Source organism: Desulfomicrobium escambiense DSM 10707 (assembly GCF_000428825.1).
Classification (GTDB): domain Bacteria; phylum Desulfobacterota; class Desulfovibrionia; order Desulfovibrionales; family Desulfomicrobiaceae; genus Desulfomicrobium; species Desulfomicrobium escambiense.
In genome coordinates this window covers 139,516-160,852 of record NZ_AUAR01000002.1, presented here as the reverse complement: position 1 = coordinate 160,852, position 21,337 = coordinate 139,516, and the positions used below count along the sequence as shown (strand labels likewise).

General features: G+C 62.1%; 25 protein-coding genes and 1 tRNA gene. 15 read left to right on the top strand and 11 right to left on the bottom strand.

The annotated features are described in order from the left end of the window. Positions 1-49: 49 nt before the first annotated feature. The 3 genes from wrbA to G394_RS0102560 form a co-directional block, all read right to left on the bottom strand. Positions 50-661 carry an NAD(P)H:quinone oxidoreductase gene (wrbA, locus tag G394_RS0102570; RefSeq protein ID WP_028576316.1) on the bottom strand — a complete coding sequence of 204 codons (612 nt, stop codon included), beginning with the start codon at positions 659-661 and terminating at the stop codon, positions 50-52. Positions 662-814: 153 nt separating this feature from the next. Next, positions 815-1,882, bottom strand: coding sequence for a tRNA (5-methylaminomethyl-2-thiouridylate)-methyltransferase (locus tag G394_RS0102565; protein WP_051306897.1), 1,068 nt, complete (start codon positions 1,880-1,882; stop codon positions 815-817). A gap of 127 nt (positions 1,883-2,009) precedes the next feature. After that, positions 2,010-2,086: transfer RNA gene (locus tag G394_RS0102560), tRNA-Met, on the bottom strand. A gap of 66 nt (positions 2,087-2,152) precedes the next feature. Between G394_RS0102560 and G394_RS0102555 the strand changes: the two genes are divergently transcribed. Together G394_RS0102555 and G394_RS0102550 are read left to right on the top strand one after the other, a co-directional pair. Then, positions 2,153-2,884, top strand: coding sequence for a glycosyltransferase family 2 protein (locus G394_RS0102555; RefSeq protein WP_028576314.1), 732 nt, complete (start codon positions 2,153-2,155; stop codon positions 2,882-2,884). Positions 2,885-2,976: 92 nt separating this feature from the next. Further along, a complete protein-coding gene (locus G394_RS0102550; protein WP_028576313.1) occupies positions 2,977-3,264 on the top strand; it encodes a lipid-A-disaccharide synthase N-terminal domain-containing protein in 288 nt (95 codons plus the stop codon). Here G394_RS0102550 and G394_RS17655 read toward each other — a convergent pair. Continuing rightward, on the bottom strand, positions 3,204-3,806 hold the full coding sequence (locus tag G394_RS17655) for a phosphatase PAP2 family protein (protein WP_051306896.1): 603 nt from the start codon (positions 3,804-3,806) through the stop codon (positions 3,204-3,206). The genes G394_RS0102550 and G394_RS17655 overlap by 61 nt on opposite strands. Before the next feature lie 131 nt (positions 3,807-3,937). Between G394_RS17655 and rpmH the strand changes: the two genes are divergently transcribed. From rpmH to mnmE, 6 genes are all read left to right on the top strand, one after another. Then, complete coding sequence (rpmH, locus tag G394_RS20545) at positions 3,938-4,075, top strand: 50S ribosomal protein L34 (protein ID WP_015775318.1); 138 nt, start codon at positions 3,938-3,940, stop codon at positions 4,073-4,075. Next, positions 4,063-4,434, top strand: a complete 372-nt coding sequence (gene rnpA, locus G394_RS0102540) for a ribonuclease P protein component (protein WP_028576312.1) — start codon at positions 4,063-4,065, stop codon at positions 4,432-4,434. Before rpmH ends, rnpA begins: the two co-directional genes overlap by 13 nt. 16 nt (positions 4,435-4,450) lie before the next feature. After that, a complete protein-coding gene (gene yidD, locus G394_RS20540; protein ID WP_084435233.1) occupies positions 4,451-4,684 on the top strand; it encodes a membrane protein insertion efficiency factor YidD in 234 nt (77 codons plus the stop codon). A gap of 5 nt (positions 4,685-4,689) precedes the next feature. Further along, positions 4,690-6,303: a membrane protein insertase YidC gene (gene yidC, locus G394_RS0102535; RefSeq protein WP_028576311.1), complete on the top strand. Its 1,614-nt coding sequence runs from the start codon at positions 4,690-4,692 to the stop codon at positions 6,301-6,303. Between the two features lie 82 nt (positions 6,304-6,385). Further along, entirely contained in the window at positions 6,386-7,273 is an 888-nt protein-coding gene (locus G394_RS17650; RefSeq protein ID WP_043774526.1) for a Jag family protein, read from the top strand. 41 nt (positions 7,274-7,314) lie between these two features. Next, positions 7,315-8,688: a tRNA uridine-5-carboxymethylaminomethyl(34) synthesis GTPase MnmE gene (gene mnmE, locus G394_RS0102525; RefSeq protein WP_028576310.1), complete on the top strand. Its 1,374-nt coding sequence runs from the start codon at positions 7,315-7,317 to the stop codon at positions 8,686-8,688. A 221-nt stretch (positions 8,689-8,909) separates the two neighbouring features. Here mnmE and G394_RS21805 read toward each other — a convergent pair whose 3' ends face one another. The 4 genes from G394_RS21805 to G394_RS0102505 form a co-directional block, all read right to left on the bottom strand. Further along, positions 8,910-9,212 carry a GIY-YIG nuclease family protein gene (locus G394_RS21805; RefSeq protein ID WP_028576309.1) on the bottom strand — a complete coding sequence of 101 codons (303 nt, stop codon included), beginning with the start codon at positions 9,210-9,212 and terminating at the stop codon, positions 8,910-8,912. 489 nt (positions 9,213-9,701) lie between these two features. Then, positions 9,702-11,804 (bottom strand): ribonuclease R, encoded by a 2,103-nt coding sequence (gene rnr / locus G394_RS17645; protein WP_043774522.1) that lies wholly within the window; start codon positions 11,802-11,804, stop codon positions 9,702-9,704. Beyond that, the gene (lpxK, locus tag G394_RS0102510; protein ID WP_043774520.1) at positions 11,776-12,873 is read right to left on the bottom strand and encodes a tetraacyldisaccharide 4'-kinase; all 1,098 of its coding nucleotides are present in this window, start codon (positions 12,871-12,873) and stop codon (positions 11,776-11,778) included. The genes rnr and lpxK overlap by 29 nt, the downstream gene beginning before the upstream one ends. Positions 12,874-12,915: 42 nt before the next feature. Then, complete coding sequence (locus G394_RS0102505) at positions 12,916-13,620, bottom strand: Bax inhibitor-1/YccA family protein (protein WP_043774518.1); 705 nt, start codon at positions 13,618-13,620, stop codon at positions 12,916-12,918. 344 nt (positions 13,621-13,964) lie between these two features. On the opposite strand from G394_RS0102505, the gene G394_RS21715 reads away from it, so the two are divergent. Further along, entirely contained in the window at positions 13,965-14,381 is a 417-nt protein-coding gene (locus G394_RS21715; RefSeq protein ID WP_084435261.1) for a type II secretion system protein, read from the top strand. A gap of 525 nt (positions 14,382-14,906) precedes the next feature. Here the strand turns inward: G394_RS21715 and G394_RS0102495 are convergent. Then, complete coding sequence (locus G394_RS0102495) at positions 14,907-15,161, bottom strand: helix-turn-helix domain-containing protein (protein WP_028576305.1); 255 nt, start codon at positions 15,159-15,161, stop codon at positions 14,907-14,909. A gap of 83 nt (positions 15,162-15,244) precedes the next feature. Between G394_RS0102495 and G394_RS0102490 the strand changes: the two genes are divergently transcribed. Further along, entirely contained in the window at positions 15,245-16,477 is a 1,233-nt protein-coding gene (locus G394_RS0102490; RefSeq protein WP_028576304.1) for an ATP-binding protein, read from the top strand. A 42-nt stretch (positions 16,478-16,519) separates the two neighbouring features. Here the strand turns inward: G394_RS0102490 and G394_RS0102485 are convergent, their stop codons facing one another. Beyond that, positions 16,520-17,491, bottom strand: coding sequence for a helix-turn-helix domain-containing protein (locus G394_RS0102485; RefSeq protein WP_028576303.1), 972 nt, complete (start codon positions 17,489-17,491; stop codon positions 16,520-16,522). Positions 17,492-17,621: 130 nt separating this feature from the next. On the opposite strand from G394_RS0102485, the gene G394_RS0102480 reads away from it, so the two are divergent. From G394_RS0102480 to G394_RS0102465, 4 genes are all read left to right on the top strand, one after another. Next, entirely contained in the window at positions 17,622-17,900 is a 279-nt protein-coding gene (locus tag G394_RS0102480; protein ID WP_028576302.1) for a type II toxin-antitoxin system TacA family antitoxin, read from the top strand. Next, positions 17,900-18,397: a GNAT family N-acetyltransferase gene (locus tag G394_RS0102475; protein ID WP_043774516.1), complete on the top strand. Its 498-nt coding sequence runs from the start codon at positions 17,900-17,902 to the stop codon at positions 18,395-18,397. The genes G394_RS0102480 and G394_RS0102475 overlap by 1 nt, the downstream gene beginning before the upstream one ends. A gap of 103 nt (positions 18,398-18,500) precedes the next feature. Continuing rightward, positions 18,501-18,740 (top strand): CopG family ribbon-helix-helix protein, encoded by a 240-nt coding sequence (locus tag G394_RS0102470; protein WP_028576300.1) that lies wholly within the window; start codon positions 18,501-18,503, stop codon positions 18,738-18,740. Beyond that, positions 18,670-19,014 (top strand): type II toxin-antitoxin system RelE/ParE family toxin, encoded by a 345-nt coding sequence (locus G394_RS0102465; protein ID WP_342663396.1) that lies wholly within the window; start codon positions 18,670-18,672, stop codon positions 19,012-19,014. The genes G394_RS0102470 and G394_RS0102465 overlap by 71 nt, the downstream gene beginning before the upstream one ends. Positions 19,015-19,019: 5 nt before the next feature. Here G394_RS0102465 and G394_RS0102460 read toward each other — a convergent pair whose 3' ends face one another. Further along, positions 19,020-20,660, bottom strand: coding sequence for a class I SAM-dependent rRNA methyltransferase (locus G394_RS0102460; RefSeq protein WP_245578245.1), 1,641 nt, complete (start codon positions 20,658-20,660; stop codon positions 19,020-19,022). Positions 20,661-21,068: 408 nt separating this feature from the next. Between G394_RS0102460 and G394_RS21035 the strand changes: the two genes are divergently transcribed. Further along, positions 21,069-21,311: an energy transducer TonB gene (locus G394_RS21035; protein ID WP_051306895.1), complete on the top strand. Its 243-nt coding sequence runs from the start codon at positions 21,069-21,071 to the stop codon at positions 21,309-21,311. The last annotated feature ends 26 nt before the right edge of the window (positions 21,312-21,337 follow it).

Below are 21,337 nucleotides of genomic sequence, written 5' to 3'. Positions count from 1 at the left end.
CCCGCGGTCTGTCGATCGCGGGGCTTCGTTCATCTTGTGGCGCAGACCGTCAGGCTTTGAGCTTGAGGCCGATTTTTGCCAAGTGGGCGGCCTGATAGCGCACTCCGTCCAGTTCGTTTTCCGAGGGCTGGCGCGAGCCGTCACCGCCGGCGATGGTGCTGGCCCCGTATGGGGAGCCGCCGGTGATTTCGTCCAGGCGCATCTGGCCCTGGAAGGCGTAGGGCAGCCCGACCACGACCATGCCTTGGTGCAGAAGATAGGTATGGAAGGACAGGATGGTCGACTCCTGCCCGCCGTGCTGGGTGGCGCTGGAAGTGAAGACGCCGCCCGGTTTCCCAACCATGGTTCCATTCGCCCACAGGCCGCCCGTGGCGTCCAGGAACTGGCGCATCTGGCCGGTCATGTTGCCGAAGCGGGTGGGCGTGCCGAAGAGCACCGCGTCGGCCTGGCCCAGTTCCTCCACCGTGGCCACGGGCACGTCGGCCTGGGCCCGGGCCGCGTCCAGGGCGCCCATCTTGGTCAGCACTTCGTCGCTCAGAGTTTCGGGGACGCGGCGCAGGGCCACCTCCACGCCGGGGATTGCGGCAGCCGCTTCGGCAGCGGCCTTGGCCATGGTCCTGATGTGTCCGTATGTGGAATGGTAGACGATGAGCATCTTCATGACGGTCTCCTTGTCCGGCCCTGTCCGGCCGGTGGTGGTCGTTTTTGGCAAAACTTATCAATAGTGGTCTATCAGTCTTCCGTCAAGGATCCCCCGTGAAAAACCGTGCCTGCCGCCGGACAGGAGGGTGAGGCGGGATGGTTGCCGCGGCGTTCACCGTCCCAGGCTTTTTTCCCATTCCTTCTGCTGCGCTCTGGTTTCGGGCCAGGTCGCGTTGTCCGAGAAGCCGTGCGGGGCGTCGGGGCGGACGGCGATGACCCGCTCCTGCCCGAACCGGGTGACGGACACCTCCACCTCGCCTCCGCCCCTGCGGGCCTTGGGCGAGAAGGAGGCCAGGCAGGCGCAGGCCTCGGCCAGAATGTCCTCGGGCCAGTCCCGACCAGGGACGGGGCAGCCCACGGCGTGGGGGCCGGGGAAATTTTTGAGCACAAAGACGTAATGCTCGGGCCGCACCAGCTTCAGGAGCTTCTCGTTGTCCTTGTGCTCCCGGCCCATGGCCAGCCAGTGGCCGCCGTCGCGCCAGAGTTGGCGGCCGACGTTGGCCAGGTCGAAATAATGGGCCAGGGGCCGGGGGAAGGCGCGTAGGATGGGCCAGTAGCGGCGGGCCGATTCCCGCTCGCCCAGGCGGCAGCCTCCGGCCTGGGTGGGGATGGTCGTCACGCCCAGGGTCCTGGCCAGGTCATACTGCCCTTTCCGTCCCCGTCCGACCAGGGACGGGAGTTTCGAACGGTCGACCAGGCCCGACTCCTCCATGGGCGTGGGCTGGAGCACGCCCGCGCTCAAGGGGCGCAGCAGCACGTCGCGCACGTCGGCGTCGTTGCGGATGATGTTCAGTGTGTCGGCGCGCTGGGACATGGGGCGCTGCCCGAGGACCTCGCCGGAGATGATGAACGTGGCGCCGTATGCCGGCAGGAGTTCCTTGGCCCTGCGCAGCATGAGGATCTTGCAGTCCACGCAGGGGTTCAAAACCTTGCCGAAGCCGTGGGGCGGGAAGGCGGCCATGAGGTCGACGAACTCCTGGCCGACGTCGATGATCTCGACCGGGATGCCGTATTCGCTCTCCCAGAAGTCCTTTTTCTCGGGCTTGCCGAAAAAGGGGCTGACGAAGTGCAGGCCCAGGACCCTGTGCCCGTGGCGCTGCAGGAGCATGGTGGCCAGGATGCTGTCCAGGCCTCCGGAAAAGAGGGACAGTGCGTCGAATGATTCTTTGGTCATGTTCATGGAAATAATCGTTGCGGGCAGGCCGGGCAAGGAAGCGGCGCCCTTGTTGGACCGGATTTCGGCGGATATGTCGGGTTGGGGAAAACGGAAAGGGCTTGAATGTTTCCATCCAAGCCCTTGATCTTTTTGGTAGCGGGGGCAGGATTTGAACCTACGGCCTTCGGGTTATGAGCCCGACGAGCTACCATGCTGCTCCACCCCGCGTCATGTGAGAAGAACCTTTTAGGCAGGTTTACAATGCTTGTCAAATGCTATAGTCACTTTTTTTGTATGAAAAACAAAATTAATAAAATTTCACTGATAATTCCGGTATATAACGAAGAGGAAAACCTTCGGGACCTGTGCCGGGAGGTGTCTCGGAGCCTTTCGGGGCTGGCCTGCGCGTGGGAAATGGTCCTGGTCGACGACGGCAGTTCCGACGCGAGCCTGTCCATCATCCGCGATCTGGCCGGCGCCGACCCCCGTGTGCGGTACATCGCATTCGCCAGGAACTGCGGGCAGTCCGCGGCCTTTGCCGCGGGTTTCCGCTTCGCCGGCGGCGATGTGGTAGTGACCCTCGACGCGGACCTGCAGAACGACCCGGCCGACATCCCGGCCATGCTCGAGGTCTACGAACAGGGTGTGGACATGGTCATCGGCTGGCGGGCCAGGCGTCAGGACACCCTGGTCAAGCGCTACGCCTCCCGCTTCGCCAACTGGGTGCGCAACAGGGTCAGCCGCGAAACCGTGCGCGACACGGGGTGTTCCCTGAAGGTCATGCGCACGGAGATGGTGCGGGCCATTCCCATGTTCACCGGCATGCACCGCTTCCTGCCGACGCTCATGAAACTGGAGGGCGCGACGGTGGCGGAGGTGCCCGTCAACCATCGTCCGCGAAGCAGGGGCGTCTCGAAGTACGGGATCTGGGACCGGGCCTGGGCTTCGGCCTATGATCTCCTGGCGGTGCGCTGGATGCAAAAGCGGCACATCGGCTACGTTGTTTCCGATACGAATCTCGAATAATCCTCGAAACATTCCGGATTTCGGGGCGTCATGATGCGGCGGCGCATGACGCCCCGGGCGGGAATGCGGCGCGCTCGCGCCTTGGGCGGAACATGGAATTTTCGACCGAGTGGTGGCTGCTGGCCATCGGATTTCTGGGTCAGGCTTTTTTCTTTTTGCGGTTTTTCTGGCAGTGGGTGGTCTCCGAAAAGGAGAAGCGCAGCGTCATCCCTGTCAGCTTCTGGTATTTCAGCCTGCTGGGCAGCTTTTTTCTGCTGATCTATGCCATCCTGCGCCGCGACATCGTCTTCATCGTCGGGCAGTCCACGGGCTCCATCATCTACGTCCGCAACTTGTTCCTCATCCATCGCGAACGGAGGCGGCTGCACAGCGCCGGATAGAGGGTCACGAACACGCCGCCCACGGCCAGGCCCACGGCCCACGCGGCCAGGACGTCCGTAGGGAAGTGCTTGCCGACGTAGATGCGCGAAAAGCCGATGGCCACGGGGATGGCCCACAGGGATTTCCTGCGCAGCGCGGCATAGAGGAATGTTGCGGCGGCCGCCGCGTTGGAGGCGTGGGAGGACGGGAATGACGAGCCGGTGCGCTTTTGCGGCGAGAAGTCCGCAGGGAGCGTCTTCCAGACGCCCGAGTCCTGATAGCGCGTGCCCGGCAGGCTCTGGTAGGGGCGCACCCGGCCGATGCTTTCCTTGATGTGGTAGCACACCTGGTCCGAAATGCCGACGCACAGAGCCACACCCACGATCATGGTCGCGGTGACGCGCCGGAACTTCATGCCCGCGGCCATCAAGGCGATGCTTGCGGCCCACAGGAATGCCGAGCTGGACAGAAGCGGCATGAGCACATCGAGCAGGCCGTTCTGGATGTCCTGGTTGATCCAGGTGAAGAGCGCCAGTTCCCAGTCCGGGGTGTGAAAAAACATGGTTCCTCCTTGTTCCGCCCAGTTTGGGTGAAGCGGGGGAAATTGTCCAGAGTGCACATGCATGAGAGTGCTTGACGAGCCGCTTTCTTGCGGCTATTTTCCCAGTTTACTTTTTTCGAAGGAGAACAGAAATGAGCAAGAGAACATATCAGCCCAGCACCACCAAGCGCAAAAGAAGCCACGGGTTCCTGGTGCGCTCCCGGACCAAGAACGGCCAGGCAGTCCTGCGCCGCAGAAGAGCCAAGGGAAGAAAAAGATTAGCCGTCTAACCTCCCCTTCCTCGTACCGCCTGAAGAGACGGCCCCAGTTCACGAACTGTTATGATCGGGGCCGTCGTTTTTTCTCAAAGAGCTTCAGCCTCTTTGTTCTCGAGCGGGAAGACGCCGGGGGGACCTGGCGTCTTGGACTGACGGTGAGCAGAAAAGTCGGCAAGTCCGTGCGTCGCAACCGGATCAAACGTCTGGTCCGGGAGTTCTTCCGGCTCCATCAGCACGATTTTTCCCTGCGCGCGGACATTGTCGTCGTGCCCAAGCGGGGCATCTCCGCGGACAGTCTGAGCCTTGCGCAGGTATCCTCGGAGCTCGGCCCCCTGATGGCGAAGATCGTGTCGCGCGCCACCGCCGGGTAGGCTGACCGGAGATTGCATGAGACGAGTATTCGTATCTTTCCTTTCGCTGTATCAGTATCTGATATCCCCGCTGTATTCCCCGTGTTGCCGCTTCACTCCTTCGTGTTCCGAATACGCCCGGCAGGCCGTCATGACTCATGGCATTTTCCGGGGGATGGGCCTTGCCTTCATGCGGATCATGCGTTGTCATCCCCTGTGCGCCGGCGGCTACGACCCGGTTCCCTCCCCTAACTTCTCAAAGAGAGATTGAAATCGATGGATAGCAACAAGCGCGTCATCCTTGCCGTTTCCCTGTCCCTGATGGTGCTTTTGGGCTGGAATTACTTCTTCCCGCCCGTCACCCCCCTGGAGACGGACACCCAGAACGTGACTGCCCCCAGCCAGACCACGGCCCAGGCTCCCGAAGCCGGTTCCCAGGCCGCGCCCGCGGCGTCGTCCGCCCCGAAGGTGCAGTTTTCGCCGGTCAGCGGCCAGAAGCTGAACGTGGACACTCCCCTGTACCACGCCGTGATCAACACCTCCGGCGGCGTGCTCGAGAGCTTCGTGCTCAAGAACTACAAGGAAACCATCGCAGCGGACTCCAAGAATATCGACCTGGTTTCCGCCCAGTCCGTCACCAAGGCCCCCATGGGGCTGATCTGGAACTCCCAGCCCACCTGGGCCCAGGGTGAATGGACGGTGCAGGGCGGCGACATGGACCTGGCCGACGGCCAGACGGGCGCCATCCAGCTGGTGGGCACCCTCGGCGGCGTGAAGGTCGAGCGCAGCCTGATCTTCACCGGCGGCACCTACGAGATCAAGGAAGAGGTCAAGATCACCAACACCTCCCCGGCCCAGATCCAGGGCAATCTCGCCTTTTCCGTTTCGAGCGGCCGGCTCACGGCCGAGAGCGACAAGTACAACCACACCAAGATCGCCTACATGGCCGCCGGCTCCCTCAAGCAGGAGGACAGCCAGAAGGACCTGCATCTGGGAGTTGAATCCTCCGCCCCGGCCCAGTGGGGCGGCATCGAGAGCAACTACTTCCTGCTTGCTCTGGTGCCGACGTCGGCCGACATGACCGTTCGCGCCAAGCTCGAGGACGACGTCTACCGTCTGACCGTAGCCGACCAGATGCTTCTGGATCCGGGCACCACCCAGCTGCGCACGGCGTCCTACTATTTCGGCCCCAAGACCAACAAGGGCCTGTCCGGGCTGCCCAAGAACCTGAAGGCCAGCATCAACTACGGCTTCTTCGACATCATCGCCAAGCCCCTCAACCAGTTCCTGCACTTCCTGCATGGCTATGTGGGCAACTACGGCGTGGCCATCATCATCCTGACGGTCATCATCAAGGCGCTGTTTTGGCCCCTCTCGCACAAGAGCTACAAGTCCATGGAGCAGATGAAGAAGCTGCAGCCCATGATGGCCAAGATCCGCGAGAAGTACGCCGACGACCGCGAAAAGATGAACGCCGAGATCATGCAGCTCTACAAGACCTACAAGGTCAACCCGGCCGGCGGCTGCCTGCCGATGCTGCTGCAGATTCCCGTGTTCTTCGCCCTGTACCAGGCCCTGCTCGGCGCCATCGAGCTTCGGCACGCGCCCTTCATCCCACACCTGCCCTTTACGGACATGGTCTGGCTGGCCGACCTCTCGGCCAAGGACCCGTACTACATCACGCCGCTGATCATGGGCGCCACCATGTTCCTGCAGCAGCGCATGTCCCCGCCCATGGGCGACCCCATGCAGGCCAAGATCATGATGTTCATGCCCGTGATCTTCACCTTCCTGTTCCTGAACTTCCCGTCCGGCCTGGTCGTGTACTGGATGGTCAACAACGTGCTTTCCATCGGCCAGCAGTGGCTGATGATCAGAAAGTCGAAGTAGGGCCTGTGCGGCGCGGTTCCGGAAACGGTGCCGCGCCTGCGACGGGCGCGTTGTTGAACTTCCGGACGCGAAGGAGAATCGCATGAGCGCATACAAGGAATTCCGGGCCAAGACCGTGGACTTGGCCATCGAGGACGCGTGCCGTTTCTTCGCCGTTGGGCGGGACGCCCTGGAGATCGAGATCCTCAGCGGCGGGTCCTCGGGCATTTTCGGCCTGGGCGCCAAGAAGGCCGCCATCAGGGCCGTCCGCCGGCGTCTTGCCTCAGTGCCGGAGGAAACGGCCGCGCCGCAGAAGAAAGAACCGGTCGCTTCGCCGCCCGCGGCGCCAGTCGCGGCAGGGCCTGACGAGGCGGTTGAAGCTGCCGAGGCTGAGGTCGAAGCCGGCCCCGACCTGGTCGAAGAGTTTGAGGATGAGGACGAAGGGACTCCGGCGGTCCTGCTTTCCGACGAGGAAAAGGCCCGGCTGGAGGCCGACATCCGCGTCATCATGACCGCCCTCCTGCGGCCCATCGCCGAGAACGTGACCCTGACCGTCGACGTCGCATCGAGCCCCGTCACGGTCCATATCGAAGGCGAGGAAAGCTCCGGGCTCATCATCGGCCGCGACGGGCAGACCATCACCGCCCTGCAGTACCTGGCCAACCGCATCGTTTCCAAGACCTGGCCCAAGAGCCCGCGCATCCAGCTCGACGCCGGCGACTACCGGCAGAAGCAGGAGGAGCAGCTTCTGAGCATCGCCCAGTTCCTGTCGGAAAAGGCCAAGAAATCCGGCCGGGTGCAGAGCACCAGACCGCTCAGTTCCTTCCATCGCCGGGTGGTGCACATGGCCCTGCAGGACGACCGGGGCGTGCAGACGCGCAGCAAGGGGGAAGGGCACATGAAGCGGGTCCTCATCCTGCCGGTCAAGCGCGGCAAGCACGCGGGCCGGCCGCCCAGGCGGCAGGATCCGCCGCAGGCGCGTCAATCCTAACAACCAGGGCGGGCCTGTACGGTCCGCCCTTTTTTTACGCCATGCCAACACACACCAATACCATCGTCGCCATCGCCACCCCGCCCGGACAGGGCGCCATCGGCATCGTCCGCCTGAGCGGCCCCGCGGCCCGGGACATCGGGCTCGGGCTCTTCCAGTCCTCGCGTCCGGATTTTTCCGGTTTCGGGGCGTACCGCCTGCACCACGGCCAGTTGCGTGACGCGGCGGGAAACTTCATCGACGAGGTCCTGACCGCCTGGATGCCGGGCCCGCGCTCCTTCACCGGCGAAGACGTGCTCGAGTTCCAGTGCCACGGCGGCGCGGCCGTCCTGCGTCTGGTGGTTGAGGCCTGCCTGACGCGCGGAGCGCGGCTGGCCGAGCCGGGGGAGTTCTCCAAGCGGGCTTTCCTGAACGGTCGCATGGACCTGACCCAGGCCGAGGCCATCATGGAGCTCGTGGGCGCGCCCACGGGCGTGGCCGTGGGATTGGCCGGGACCAAGCTCGAAGGGCTCCTGGCGCGGCGCATCGCCGAGCTCCGCGCGAGCCTTGAGGCGTTGCGCGTGCAGCTCTGTGTGGCGGTTGATTTTCCCGAGGACGAAGTGGAATGCTTGGCCCCTGAGGAACTGGAGCGCGGCGTGTCCGAGGCGCGGGCGGCCATGGCCGAACTGGCCGGCAACTACGACCGCGGCCGATGCTGGCGCGAGGGCGCCCTGGTGGTCCTGGCCGGGCAGGTCAACGCGGGCAAGTCGAGCCTCATGAACGCCATCCTCGGCGTGAGCCGCGCCATCGTTACGGACATCCCCGGCACGACTCGCGATTATCTGGAGGAATCCGTACAGCTTGACGGCCTGCCCGTGCGTCTGGTGGACACGGCGGGCCTGCGCGCCTCCCTGGACAGCGTGGAGATGCTCGGCATCGAGCGCAGCCGGGAGCTCATGTCCCGGGCCGACCTGGTGCTGCTGATCATCGACGCGGACCTGGGTCCAGGCGCCGAGGATCTCGACCTTGCGGACGAGGTGAAAAACCTGCTGGTCGTTGCCAACAAGATGGATCTCGTATCCGGCGACCCCGCATGGTTCGCGGAACAGCCCTGGCGTGAACGGACGATCTGCCCCCTCTCGGCCAAACTCGGCCAGGGCCTGCCCGGCCTCCTGGCCGCCGTGCGCCGCCTGGTCGCCGGCGCCGGCACCCCTGAACCCGGTGCCCTGGTCCCCAACCTGCGCCAGCACACGGCCCTGGTCGCCGCCATGGGCGAACTGGACAGCCTCCTGTACGACCTGTCCGCAGGTCTGCCCTACGACATCCTCTCGGTCCACCTGGACACGGCCTGCGCCCTCCTGGGCGAGATTACGGGCGCGATCACGTCGCAGGAAGTGCTGAACGCCGTTTTCGACGGGTTCTGCATCGGCAAGTGATGGGGAAGCGCGAAATGTTCAGTCTTCTCGTGTGAAGTGCATGGGATGGATTCCCGCCTTCGCGGGAATGACGTTCAAATGAAGCGGCAGGCCGAAGCAAGGTTATTACGTTGTCTGAAGGTGGGCCTTGCTGAAATTCAACAGATAGTCTTCGCACAACCCTTCGGCGTCACTACCATGTCATTCCCGCGAAGGCGGGAATCTATGCCTTTCATTCAGTTTTACATAGACGAAATCTCTTCCCACAAATCCTTCCATGCAGGATTGTTTTCCTCGATCAGTCGGATCTTCCAATCCCTGTTCCATTTTTTGATCTGTTTTTCACGTAAGATTGCATCATTTGGAGAGCTGTGCATCTCGAAATAAACGAGTTTGTGCACCTGGTACTTCTGGGTGAATCCTTCCACAACGTTGCTTTTGTGCTGCCAAATCCGAGCTTTCAGGCTCGATGTCACGCCAGTGTACAATGTTCCGTTTAGCTTGCTTGCTAGGATGTACACAAAATAGGATTTTGAGGCGTCCATGGCGTTTTTTCAGAAGGAGATGTTTTAATTTTTCTTGTCTCGACGGCAAAGAGGCAAATAGTCGATGTGCCATTGTGTCATTCCCGCGAAGGCGGGAATCCATCTTCTAAAATGCAGGGAAAGGCATGGATTCCCGCCTTCGCGGGAATGACAAGGTGGTGGTGCGGAATTTCGTTGCGTTTGCCTTAGATGCACTATTTTTTTGGATCAACGCAAAATTTTCTGTAAATATCCTGATATTGCCACAATGACGAGTTGTCCGATGCCGTGTTTCTTGATTTTCTTGGCAAAACGATAAGTTATCATTCAATCACCACGTCATTCCCGCGAAAGCGGGAATCCATCTTCAAAAATGCGGGTAAAGACATGGATTCCAGTCTTCGCAGGAATGACATTGGAGGAGGTGCGGGTGTTCTCAGTTCTTCCTTGATAGAACGGAGAAATCCGTCTGGAGACGAAGTTCTCCAATCACCGCACCTCTTCTTGTGATCACGCCAGCGTGAAATTGATCTCCACCCGCTCCAGGCTCACGACATCAAGCACCACGTCCAGGGTCTGGCCCATGGAGAAGGTCTTGCCCGTGCGCTGGCCCAGGAGGTCCTGACGCTCGGGGTCGTAGACGTAGTAGTCGTCCAGGGTGGCCAGGCGCACGAGGCCGTCCACGGGCATGTCCAGCAGTTCCACCCAGAAGCCGAAATCCGCCACGCCCGAAATCACGCCGCGCATGGTTTCGCCGACCCTGTCCTCCAGGGCCAGGATTGACGCGCGTTTCTGAATCTCCCTCTCCGCCTCCATGGCCTTGCGCTCAAGTGAGTTCAGGCCCTCGCAGATGCCCTGCACTTCATCCATGTCCATGCTTTCCGCCTCGCCGGCCAACAGGCGTTTGAGGCTCCGGTGCACCAGCAGGTCCGCGTAGCGGCGGATGGGCGAGGTGAAGTGGCAGTAGGCCTCGGAAGCCAGGCCGTAGTGCCCTCCGTTGTCCGGCGAGTACTGGGCCTGCATCATGGTCCGCAGGACCAGGCGGTTGACCAGGAACTCCATGTCCGTGCCGTCGGCGGCGTGTGTCAGGCTCTGCAGGCCTTTCTGGTCCAGGTCTTTCGGCAGACGGTCCACCAGACTGGTGTGGGCCAGGAGGTTGCGCAGGGTCTCAAGCTTGCGCTCGTCGGGCTGCGGGTGGATGCGGTAGGGGAAGACGCGTTCGCGCGCCCCGAGGTATTCGGCCACGCGTTCGTTGGCCGCGATCATGAACTCCTCGATGAGGCGGTGGCTGAAGAGGCGCGTACCGGCGTGGACGCTGACGATGTCCTCCACCAGCCTCACCTGGGCCTCGGGGATGTCGAAGTCCAGGCAGCCGCGCTCCGTGCGACGTTTGAGGAAGAGCTGCGCCAGCGCCTCGGCGTCGCGCAGCATGGGCATGAGGGGTTCGGTGTTCGTGTCCGGCGAGCCGTCCAGGGCTGCCTGGACCTGGTTGTAGGTCAGGCGGGCCTGGCTCTCGATCACGGCGTTGTAGAGCCTGGGCTTTCCGGGCTCGCCGTCCAGGGAGTAGGGCGTGTCCACGACCATGGCCAGGCGCGGCACGTGCGGCCGCAGGCTGCACAGGCCGTTGGACAGGGCTTCCGGGAACATGGGTTCCACCGACAGGGGGAAATAGTAGGAGTTGCCGCGCACCCGGGCTTCCACGTCCAGGGCCGAGTTCTCGGGCACGTAGTGGGCCACGTCGGCGATGGCCACGACGAGGCGGTAGCCGTTCTCCTGGCGCTCCACGTAGACCGCGTCATCGAAGTCCTTGGCCGTCTCGCCGTCGATGGTCACCAGGGCCACCCCGCGCAGGTCCGTGCGGCCGGCCCAGTCCGCGGGCGACGGTTCGGCGGGCAGGGCCTCGGCCTGGCGCAGGACGGGCGTCGGGAATTCCTCGGGGATGGAATAGCTGGTCTTGACCAGCAGTTCCTGGGTGGCCAGGTCGCGCTCCTCGCCGAGGCGTCGCAGGGCCGTGCAGCGCCACAGCCCCTTCTCCTGCTCCTCTTCGGGTCGCACGCTCAGGATGTCGCCCTTTTCGGGGGTCGGAATGTCGCTCGTGTCGACCACGGTATAGAAGGGCATGCGTGCATCCGTGGGATGGCAGAAGAAGCTGTCGCCGGAAATGCGGCGGCTGACGCGGACCATCAGTTCCGCGACCCCGCGCTCCAGGATTTCGACGATGCGCCCTTCCGGGGCGTCCTTCTTGCGGCCCGTGTCGACCACGGCCGTGACCCGGTCGCCGGGCCAGGCCCCGCCGAAGTTGCTGGGGTGGATGAAGAGGTCCTTCTGGCGGCGGTCGTCGGAGATGAGGTAGCCCACGCCCGAGCGGCGCACGTCCAGGGTGCCTGTCATGCGCGGCAGGCTGTCCAGCAGGCCGTAGCTCTTGCCCATCTGGGCGATTTCGCCGCTCTCGACCATCTGGGCCAGGGTGGACTTGATGACCTTTTTCAGGGACGCGTCGGCGTCGAAGAGGCCGTAGATGTTCTTGCTGCGCAGGGGAGCTCCGGCCTGGCGCAGGGCGTCCAGGAGGGCTTTGCGGGAAAATTTATTCGTTGCTCGTTTCTTCGGGGGCATGTGGTTTCCGGGGTAAAATGTGGACGCGCTCGTCGAGCCAGGCGCGGAATGACTGCGAGCCGGCGGCCGAGAAGGTCGTGGTCAGCTGCGGGGTCCACAGCCGCTCGTCGGCGAAGGGGGCCAGCTTGACCGCGTCTTTGGGCGTACAGACGATGTGCGTGCAGGCGTTGCGCTCGGCCGAGGCGACGATGGCCTGCCAGTCCGAGACGCTGAAAGGGTGATGGTCCGGGTAGACCAAGTGACGTACGGGCTTTTCGCCCAGATCGCCCTTGCATGTCTGGCAGACCTTGTCCGGGTTGGCGATGGCCGTGACCAGGACGAAGCGCGTGCCGTCGAGGGTGTCCATGGCCTCGCCGGTCAGGGCGTTGGCCACGCCGCGGGCCGTGACGCGAAAGAAGAAGATGGGTTTGCCCAGATGGGTCAGCTTGATGCGGGCCACGGTTTCGATGCAGCCGTCGTCGCTGTCGAACATGGTGTTGACCAGGAAGGCGTCGGCCCGCTTCAGCGCCGAGACGTCCTCGCGCCAGGAACCGGCCGGGATGACGCGGTTCCACTCCTCGTCCAGGTCGCGCGGCGAGAGCAGGCAGAGGTTCAGGTCGCGCTGGATGCGCAGGTGCTGGTACCCGTCATCGAGGATGAAGAGGTCCGTGCGGTTGCGGCCCGCGGTCTTTCCGGCCCGCACGCGCTTGGGGTCCACCAGGATGCGGGCCTGCGGGTGGGTGCGCTTGAGGAGCAGGGGCTCGTCCCCGGCCTCGCGGGGCGGGCTCAGGAGCTGGACCTCGTAGGGCAGGTGCGGCGGGCGCCCGCCGTAGCCCCGGGTCAGGACCGTGGCGTCGATGCCCTCGCCGCGGGCCCAGTCCAGGAGCCACGAGACCACGGGCGTCTTGCCCGTGCCGCCCCAGGAGATGTTGCCGACGCTGATGCAGGCCGCCGGCGGCCGCCAGGAGGCCCATTTGCCGGACAGGTAGAACTGGGCGCGCAGGCGCATGAGCCGGGCGTAGGCCTTGCTGAGCGGGCCCAGGATGTGCGCGAATTTTTCTTGCAGGCCAAGGATGCGGTCTGGGGTCATGGGTACGCCACAAAGGAAAAGGGCGGCTTGCGCCGCCCGGTGTTATTCGCGGGAGGACCCGAAGAACCTGAGCAGGAAGAGGAACAGGTTGATGAAGTCCAGGTACAGGGTCAGGGCGCCGAGGATGGTGCCTCGGCGGATGGCCAGGGCGTCGTCCATGGGCGCGGACTCGCCCATGACTTTGAGCTTCTGGGTGTCGTAGGCGGTCAGGCCCGTGAAGATGAGGACGCCGATGCCGCTGATGACGAAGTCCAGGGCCGAGCTGGCCATGAAGATGTTGACGATGGACGCGATGATGATGCCGATGAGGCCCATGAACAGGAAGCTGCCCCATCCGGTCAGGTCCTTCTTGGTCGTCGCGCCGTAGACGCTCATGGCCGCGAACATGCCCGTGCAGACGATGAAGGCCTTGAAGATGGAGGCCGCCGTGTACACCAGCAGGATGACCGAAAGTGTCGCGCCGTTCAGGGCGCTGTAAAGCAGGAACAGGCCCGTGGCCATTCCGGCGGACATGCGGTGCACGGCGCCGGACAATCCCATGACCATGCCGAACTGGGCCAGGATCAGTCCCCAGAACAGGATGGGGTTCGTGAAGATGGCCTGCGCCAAGGCCGGCGTGGTGGCCACGGCGTAGGCCACAAGGGCCGTGAGCCCGAGCCCCAGGCTCATCCAATTGTAGACCCCGCGCAGGAACAGGTTGGTGGCCTGCACATCGGTCCGGGTCCGGGAAATGGTCTGGAAGTTCATTGCTCCTCCTTATTTGGTAACTTTACTATAACGAAGTGTGCCCGAGTTCGGCTCAGGCCATCTGTCGGCAAACACCTGGTTCGCTTTGCGTCGATGCACCCCGGCGAGCCGGACACGACGTTTTCAGCCCCATTTGGTTTAGGTCATCTGGGGCGCAAGTCAAGGATTGGCAGGATTTGGCCCAAATTCGCCACGAACTGACAAATTTTGTCGGCATAGTCCCGCAAAAAAATGCCGCTCTCGACTAACCAACGGAAAAAAAAGGGAATGACAACCTGGCACGGAAGATGATAGAGGCCCACCACAAGCATGGATACCTCAACCCAATTTTTGTGGAGGATTGTATGAACCGGTTCAGAAAGAATGAAAAAGGTTTCACCCTGGTCGAACTTCTGATCGTCGTGGCCATCATCGGCATCCTGGCGGCGATCGCGATTCCGCAGTTTGTGAAGTATAAGAGGAATGCTTCGAAATCAGCTTGTGAATCTGATTTGAAGAATTGTATGTCCGAAGTGGCCGCACAATATTCGCTTAACAATACTGTATTCGGTGGCCTGTGCAATAGTACTGTCCCTGGAAATAAATTTCCTGGATATGTTTATACTTCTTCTAACGGGACAATGGTTACTGCTACTTCGGCGATTACGGCCATTGCAAGTGTCAGTACGTCCGCTGATGTCACTGTGACAACAGGTTATTATGGTGTCGATATGACGGCAAATATTGTCGACAATGGAGCAAATTGTACTTTTAATAACTAATTTGCGTAAATGTCAGTGGCCTGTGCCTCTCCAATTGGAGAGGCACAGGCCACTGAGACTGCTGACAAAGTCACCTCAAAACCGTCTTCAAATGACGCGAAAGGCAATGGAGGCACCCATCAAAAGGACCGAGGTCAAGAGAAAGTGCTCCACTGGGCCAGAAAATCAGGTTTTCTTGCCTCGAGTGAAACCGCCTAGGTAATACCTCGGAATTCTTTGTCTTCTACCTTTCTCGCAATATCAACTTTGCGATGTCGGCGTATTTCGCCGCACCAGTCACCCAGCAGGATCTAGGCCGCCGGAGCAGCCCCACCGCCTTGCGACGGCCAGATAATCTTCGATCCCACGCCAAAGGGACAAAGGGGTCAAGGGACAAAGGGGTCAAATCTTTCTTTGTCTCATTTCGATCTCCCTTTTGCTCCTCTCCACCCTATCCGCCAAGTCTTTGTCCGCCTCAATTCTTATCTTGATTCGTGAGATGGCGCTGGCGACGGTGCTGTATTTTTCAATTTGAAGGCAAAGGGGTCAAGTCTTCCTTTGTCTCTTCTCAATCTCCCTTTTGCTCCTCTCCACCCTGTCCGCCAAGTCTTTGTCTGCCTCAATTCTCATCTTGATTCGCGAGATGGCGCTGGCGACGGTGCTGTATTTTTCAATTTTGAACTTTGCGGCAATGCGATTGAGGCTGTCGCCTCTGAGGGTGCGGGCCAGATGCATGGCCACGTCGCGGGGTTCGTTGGTGGCGCCACTAGCGGAGGACATCGCCTGGAAAATTCTGGGCAAGCTGTTCTCATGTAATCGGGATTGCGATCCTAATTAAATGCCAGTATGGTCGGATTTAAATCCTATCACAAAAGGAGACCGCCATGCTCGACGATCTTTTCGCTCTCAGCCAGACATTGATTCGTGTCCGCAAGCGCCCCTACCGGCGTTCGTTTTTCGTGGACGCTCTGTCCGGGGGACGTTTATGCATCATCGTCGGTTCACGCGGGGTCGGGAAGACCACGGTCATGGTCCAGCGGCTGCTGGCGCACGCGGGTGGTGATATTTTCTCGCGTAAGATCCTTTACGTTCAGGCCGATCATTTCCTCGTTGCGCGGTCGTCGTTGTACGAGATCGCCGATGAATTTTTCAAATACGGCGGCGAGCTCGTCTGCTTCGATGAAATCCACAAATATCCCGCCTGGGCAATGGAGCTTAAAAGCATGGCCGACACCTTTCCCGGCCTTAAAATCATGGCCTCGGGCAGTTCGGCTCTGGAGATCGTGCGCGGCAGCCATGATCTGAGCCGCAGAGCCCTGGTCCTGCGGATGCGGGGGCTTTCGTTCAGGGAATACCTTGGCATGGTCCACGGGCTGGAGTTCCAAAAATTGAGCCTTGCGGACCTGACAGACGGCCACGGGCGGGCGGCGGAAGGGGTGGTCGCAGCCCTGGAGCGGGGCGGGCGCAAGGTGCTGGCTTTATTTCAAGATTATTTGACGCGCGGGTATTACCCGTATTTTCTGGAATATCCGGACACGGCACAGTTCCAGCTCACGCTGACCCAGCAGGTCCAGGCCGCCCTGGAGGTGGACCTGCCCGCCATCCACCCCACTCTCGGCGGGGCGAGCGTGGGCAAGATGCGTAAGCTGCTGGCCATCGTGTCGGGGATGGTGCCGTTCACCCCGGACATGAAGGCGTTGAAGGGAATGCTTGAGATCGGCGATGAGCGGACTCTGAAAAGTTATCTCAGATTTCTGGAGGAGGCGGGCATTCTGCTGACCGTGTCCAAGAGCGACAAGGGGTTGCGTGCCATGGAGAAGCCCGAGAAAATCTATCTGAACAACCCCAACCTCTATCATGCCCTTTCTGGAGCAGCTACGGCGGACAGGGGCGCGGTCCGCGAAACGTTCTTCCTGAACATGCTGCAGCCAGACCATGCGGTCAGGGTTGCGGCAAAAGGCGACTTTCTCGTCGACGGTAGCCTGACCTTCGAAATCGGGGGGAAAGGCAAGGACGGCGGCCAGATAAAAGGGGTTGAAAACGCCTGGCTGGCTCTGGACGACATCGAGATCGGCGCAGGCCGTAGGATCCCATTATGGATGTTCGGTTTTTTGTGAGGCAGGGCGACCGCGTCAGACATGAAGGGACCACATCTTCCCTTATCTCTTCCCGATTTCCCTTTTGCTTCTCTCCACCCTACCCGCAAGGTCCTTGTCTGCCACAATTCTCATCTTGATTCGCGAGATGGCGCTGGCGACGGTGCTGTATTTTTCAATTTTGAACTTTGCGGCAATGCGATTGAGGCTGTCGCCTCTGAGGGTTCGGGCCAGGTACATGGCCACGTCGCGGGGTTCGTTGGTGATGCCTCGGGACGAGGAGTTCATGGTTTCCTCTTCGACCCCGTAGACGTTGCAGACAGCTTTCCTGATATCTTCTGCCGTAACAGGCGCGAGCTGCCGTGACTGCGGGACCTCCGGGCTGAGTTTGGCGGCGAAGAAGTGGTCCTTGATGGTCTGCACGAATTCCGAATTGCCGAGAATGGTGGGAAGTTTCTTGAGCGAAAAGACCCTTTCGATGTTTTCGTCGTCATCCCGGGCCATGAAGCGGCGGTATTCGGCGCGCGCCTTGGCCGGGTCGTCGGAGAATTGCGCGAGAAGCGGGCCGGTGTGCAGCCATTTCCAGGCGTCTCCTCGTCGCAGATAGCCGAGGTGGCTGCTCCAGGGGTACTCTTCCAGCGTTTTGACCATCCCTGCCTTGAGCGGATTGTGGTGGATGTAGCGGACCAAACCCTGCAGGTATTCGTCCTCCCCGACCAAAATGGCCTTGTACCTTCCGCGGAAAAGCTGCCCGTCCAGGCCGTGCCGCCGGTTGAACCACTGCGTGTACACCCCGCCGAGATGCCGCATGGCGCGGGCCAGGTTGGCCTCCGGAGTCTGGAGAAGCAGATGGTAATGGTTGGGCATCAGGCAATAGGCCGCGACGCCCAGGCGGAACATCTCCGAGGTGCTCTTGAGCAGGCCGGTGAATGCCTTGTAGTCCTCCGGATCGCGGAAAATGACTTCCCGTTGCCGGCCGCGGTTCATGACATGGTGCCATGCGCCTTCGAATTCGATTCTGAGTGGTCGTGCCATGGGTGTTTGGTAGCGTCGGTGGCTGGTTGAGTCAAAGGAAGATTTGACCCCTTATTTGACTTATTTTTGAAATCATAGGTTGTCATGACGTTGTCGGTACATTATGCGGGTGACAAATTCTGGAGGCACTATGGCAACCACAACCATGTCCAAAACCGAAAGGATCGATGTTCGAGCGAGCATTTCCGTGAAGCAGTTGCTGCAGGAGGCCGCGCAGGCCAGTCATAAGAGCGTGAGCGAGTTTCTGCTGGAGGCGGGCGTCAACGCCGCAAACCAGGCTCTTTCCGAGCGGCGCCATTTCGAGCTTGGGGAGGAGCAGTGGGCGGCCTTCGAGAAAGCCCTCGACAGGCCTGTGCAGACCAAGGCCAGGCTTCGCAGCCTCATCGCCGATGCCGGGGTGCTCGGCTGATGTTCGAACCCGTGCGCAAGCTGCGTCCCGGCGACGACGTTGACCGATTCGACTGCGGCCAGCCCGCGCTCAATCAGTTCCTGCAGCGGTACGCGTTGCTCAGTCAGAAGGCCGGCAGCGCCCAGACGTATGTCAGCATCGCACAGGGGCGGGTGGTCGGCTTCTATTCCCTTGCCGTCGGGAGCGTGTCGCCCGCGGATGCGCCAGGCAGGGTTTGCAAAGGGCTGGCGCGGCATCCCGTGCCGGTCATGATTTTGGCCAGACTGTTGGTGGATGCGGAGTTTCAGCGTAAAGGCCTTGGGCGGGCGCTCCTGAAGGACGCCTTGTTACGGACACTCCAAGCGGCGGACATAGCGGGGATCAGGGCTATTCTGGTGCATGCCAAGGACGAGCAGGCACGGGCATGGTATGCTTCCTGGGATTTCGAGCCGAGCGTGACCGATCCGTATCACCTTTTTCTGCTGCTGAAGGATTTGAAGGCCATTCTGGTTTCGTAAGAGTCGGCCTTGACTCTGCACGGCAAGAGTCATAGCTGATTTCTGTGCGTAGTTCGATGTATACATTGTATCCTCAGCCATTTTTATCTGCCGAGGAGGAGTTATGAGCGTCATGTCCATGCGGCTACCTGATGAAGCCATGGATCGTTTGGGAGATTTGGCCAAGGCTACCGGCAGAACGAAGTCATTTCTTGCCGGGCAGGCCATCATGGAATTTCTCGAGCGGGAGTCGTGGCAGGTGAACGAGATTTCTCAGGCGCTGGGAGAAGCGGATGCCGGCGATTTTGCGAGCGATCAGGAGATCGAGGCGATGCACGATAAATGGGGCGGCAATGCGCGTTAGATGGCTGCGCAAAGCCCTGGCGAATTTGAATGCCGAGGCGGAATACATCGCGGCGGATGATCCGGATTCGGCTGCGAACATGTTTGATTGCGTCGTGACCAAGGTGGCGACTTTGACGGATTTCCCCAGTCTGGGACGGCCGGGGAGAGTACCCGGCACACGGGAGCTGGTTATTGAAAGGTATGACTTGCTCATCCCATACAGAGTCCTGGCGGATGAAGTGCACATCCTTCGTGTCTTCCACACCCGGCGCAAACCTCCTACCTCCAGGTAGCCCTCTCACTCTACCTCGATTTCGAGCCCCTTCAGATACGCCCCCTCCGGAAAGGCAAGCTCCACCGGGTGGTCCGGGGCCTGCGTAAGCCTGCGCACGATCCGTCCGGTGCGCCCTGCGTCCAGGGCCGCGTCGGCCACGATTTTCTGGAACAGGGTGTCCTCCATCAGGCCCGAGCAGGAGAAGGTGAAGAGGCGGCCGCCGGGGCGCAGGAGGTGGAAGGCGCAGAGGTTGACGTCCTTGTAGCCGCGGGCCGCGCGGGTGAGGCTGGCCTTGGAGTCGACGAACTTGGGAGGGTCCAGGACGATGAGGTCGAAGGTGCGGCCTTCCTTGCGCCAGGCGCGCAGGATCTGGAAGGCGTCGCCGCAGACCGTGGTCATGGAATCGGGGGCGAAGCCGTTCAGGGCGCGGTTGCGGACGGCCAGTTCCAGGGCCGGGGCCGAGGCGTCGAGCTGGGTGACGCTTTTTGCCCCGCCCCGAAGTGCGGCCAGGCCGAAGCCGCCGGTGTAGGAGAAGCAGTTCAGGACTTCGGCCCCGGCCGCGGCCCGGCCCACGGCCAGACGGCTGTCACGCTGGTCGAGGTAGAAGCCGGTCTTGTGGCCGCTTCTGACGTCGACCAGGAGGCGCACGCCGTTCTCGCGGATTTCGACAAGCTCCGGGATTTCGCCATGCACGGCTTCGATCCGCTCGGCCAGTCCCTCCTTGGCCCGCACGTCCACGTCGGAGCGTTCCAGAATCGCGTCGTCCGGAAACAGGGTGCGCAACGCCGCGATGATCTCCGCCCGCCAGAATTCGGCACCGGCCGTCAGGAGCTGGAAGACGAGGACCGCGGCGTAGCGGTCCAGGATGAGGCCCGGCAGGCCGTCGGATTCCGATTGTACGAGGCGCAGGGCGTCGCTTTCGGTTTCGAGCCTCCGGCGTCTGGCGGCGGACTGGCCAATGCGGCGCAGGAAGAATTCGGCATCGATCCGTTCGTCCGCATCGAAGGTCCAGACCCGGCCCTGGATCTGGGATTTGGGCGAAAAGGCGGCCCTGGCCAGCCACTGGCTGTTTTGTCCCAGAACATCGACGGTCTGCCCTGATTTGGGGCGGCCCTTGACAGAGGCCACCGCACCGGAAAAGATCCACGGATGACGCCGGAACAGCGATTTTTCCCGGCCCGCGGCGATGATGAGCTGTTGGTCCACGATGATGTCCTTGATGCGCAGGGGGAACCCCCGCAATGTGAGTGCCTGCGCGCCATGGACGGGCAGGCCACCGAAAACATAGGTCAAGCCCCGGGGGGCGTCCACGGGAAAAATGGCGCCGCTGGACCTGACAATTTTTGGCGCCGCGTTACAACTGGGCATTTCCTGTTGGCCGTCTTCTGCGCCCTGCTGGTGCACGTCGCGGTTTTCGGCGCGGTCAGGCTGTGGTTCGTGCCCTGGTGGGGCATGACCGGACCACGACTGCTGTCCCTGGAGCTCGCCGGAATTTCCGGCGGGGGCGGCGCCCGGGACGGCCGGGGAGCCGGGGCGGGGGAAAAAGCCGGCGCCGCGCTCGGCAGTGGCGAAACGGACGCGTTCGCGGGACGCATGTCCGATCTTCTGCCCCTTCTTGGCGCCGAGAAGTCGGAGGATGCGTCTGAGACCCAACCCGCGCGGCACGTCGCACCCAGACAGCCTGATGTCCGCCCCGCCGCATCCTCCCCCAAGCCAAAGCCTGTCGCACCCGAAGCGCTTGCCCCCAAAGAAACAGCACCTCCCCAGCCGGAACCCGTTCGTTCCGAGCCGCCGGAATCCCCTCGCCCTGAAAATGAATCGCTCCCAGGACATGACTCTCAGGAATCTCCGGGAGAACCTGCCGCCGTAGCGGCTGGAACCGTTTCGGGCGCAGGGACTGGCGACCCCACGGGCAGCGGCGTCGGTGCAGCCGCTGCGGGAGGCGACGGCGTACCGGCCAAGGGAAACGGGCCCGGCGCAGGCGGGGGGCCTGGCGGCGAGGGACGCGGCCAAGGAGGGGGCGAGGGCGGGCTGCTCAGTTTCGGGACCCCGGGCGGGCCCGCGATCGCGCGCATGGCCATGCCCGAGTACCCGCGCGAGGCCCGGCGGCTGGGCAAGGAAGGGACCGTGGTGCTGAAGATTTCCCTCGACGCGTCCGGCGCAGTCGCGGCCATCGATGTGCTCCAGACGCCAGGCTACGGTCTGGACGCGTCCGCCCGCGAGGCCGTGATGCGCTCCCGCTTCCGTCCGGCCACGGCCCGCGGCGTGCCCGTGGCCTGCCAGGCCATCCTGCCGGTGCATTTCAAGCTGCGGTGAACGCTCCTCGATTTTCGCAGTGACAA

Bases quoted from the DNA above. Each gene is read 5' to 3' on its own strand.
- wrbA (WP_028576316.1), bottom strand. From the start codon at position 661: ATGAAGATGCTCATCGTCTACCATTCCACATACGGACACATCAGGACC.
- G394_RS0102565 (WP_051306897.1), bottom strand. From the start codon at position 1,882: ATGAACATGACCAAAGAATCATTCGACGCACTGTCCCTCTTTTCCGGA.
- G394_RS0102555 (WP_028576314.1), top strand. From the start codon at position 2,153: ATGAAAAACAAAATTAATAAAATTTCACTGATAATTCCGGTATATAAC.
- G394_RS0102550 (WP_028576313.1), top strand. From the start codon at position 2,977: ATGGAATTTTCGACCGAGTGGTGGCTGCTGGCCATCGGATTTCTGGGT.
- G394_RS17655 (WP_051306896.1), bottom strand. From the start codon at position 3,806: ATGTTTTTTCACACCCCGGACTGGGAACTGGCGCTCTTCACCTGGATC.
- rpmH (WP_015775318.1), top strand. From the start codon at position 3,938: ATGAGCAAGAGAACATATCAGCCCAGCACCACCAAGCGCAAAAGAAGC.
- yidD (WP_084435233.1), top strand. From the start codon at position 4,451: ATGAGACGAGTATTCGTATCTTTCCTTTCGCTGTATCAGTATCTGATA.
- yidC (WP_028576311.1), top strand. From the start codon at position 4,690: ATGGATAGCAACAAGCGCGTCATCCTTGCCGTTTCCCTGTCCCTGATG.
- G394_RS17650 (WP_043774526.1), top strand. From the start codon at position 6,386: ATGAGCGCATACAAGGAATTCCGGGCCAAGACCGTGGACTTGGCCATC.
- mnmE (WP_028576310.1), top strand. From the start codon at position 7,315: ATGCCAACACACACCAATACCATCGTCGCCATCGCCACCCCGCCCGGA.
- G394_RS21805 (WP_028576309.1), bottom strand. From the start codon at position 9,212: ATGGACGCCTCAAAATCCTATTTTGTGTACATCCTAGCAAGCAAGCTA.
- rnr (WP_043774522.1), bottom strand. From the start codon at position 11,804: ATGCCCCCGAAGAAACGAGCAACGAATAAATTTTCCCGCAAAGCCCTC.
- lpxK (WP_043774520.1), bottom strand. From the start codon at position 12,873: ATGACCCCAGACCGCATCCTTGGCCTGCAAGAAAAATTCGCGCACATC.
- G394_RS0102505 (WP_043774518.1), bottom strand. From the start codon at position 13,620: ATGAACTTCCAGACCATTTCCCGGACCCGGACCGATGTGCAGGCCACC.
- G394_RS21715 (WP_084435261.1), top strand. From the start codon at position 13,965: ATGAACCGGTTCAGAAAGAATGAAAAAGGTTTCACCCTGGTCGAACTT.
- G394_RS0102490 (WP_028576304.1), top strand. From the start codon at position 15,245: ATGCTCGACGATCTTTTCGCTCTCAGCCAGACATTGATTCGTGTCCGC.
- G394_RS0102485 (WP_028576303.1), bottom strand. From the start codon at position 17,491: ATGGCACGACCACTCAGAATCGAATTCGAAGGCGCATGGCACCATGTC.
- G394_RS0102480 (WP_028576302.1), top strand. From the start codon at position 17,622: ATGGCAACCACAACCATGTCCAAAACCGAAAGGATCGATGTTCGAGCG.
- G394_RS0102475 (WP_043774516.1), top strand. From the start codon at position 17,900: ATGTTCGAACCCGTGCGCAAGCTGCGTCCCGGCGACGACGTTGACCGA.
- G394_RS0102470 (WP_028576300.1), top strand. From the start codon at position 18,501: ATGAGCGTCATGTCCATGCGGCTACCTGATGAAGCCATGGATCGTTTG.
- G394_RS0102465 (WP_342663396.1), top strand. From the start codon at position 18,670: ATGCCGGCGATTTTGCGAGCGATCAGGAGATCGAGGCGATGCACGATA.
- G394_RS21035 (WP_051306895.1), top strand. From the start codon at position 21,069: ATGGCCATGCCCGAGTACCCGCGCGAGGCCCGGCGGCTGGGCAAGGAA.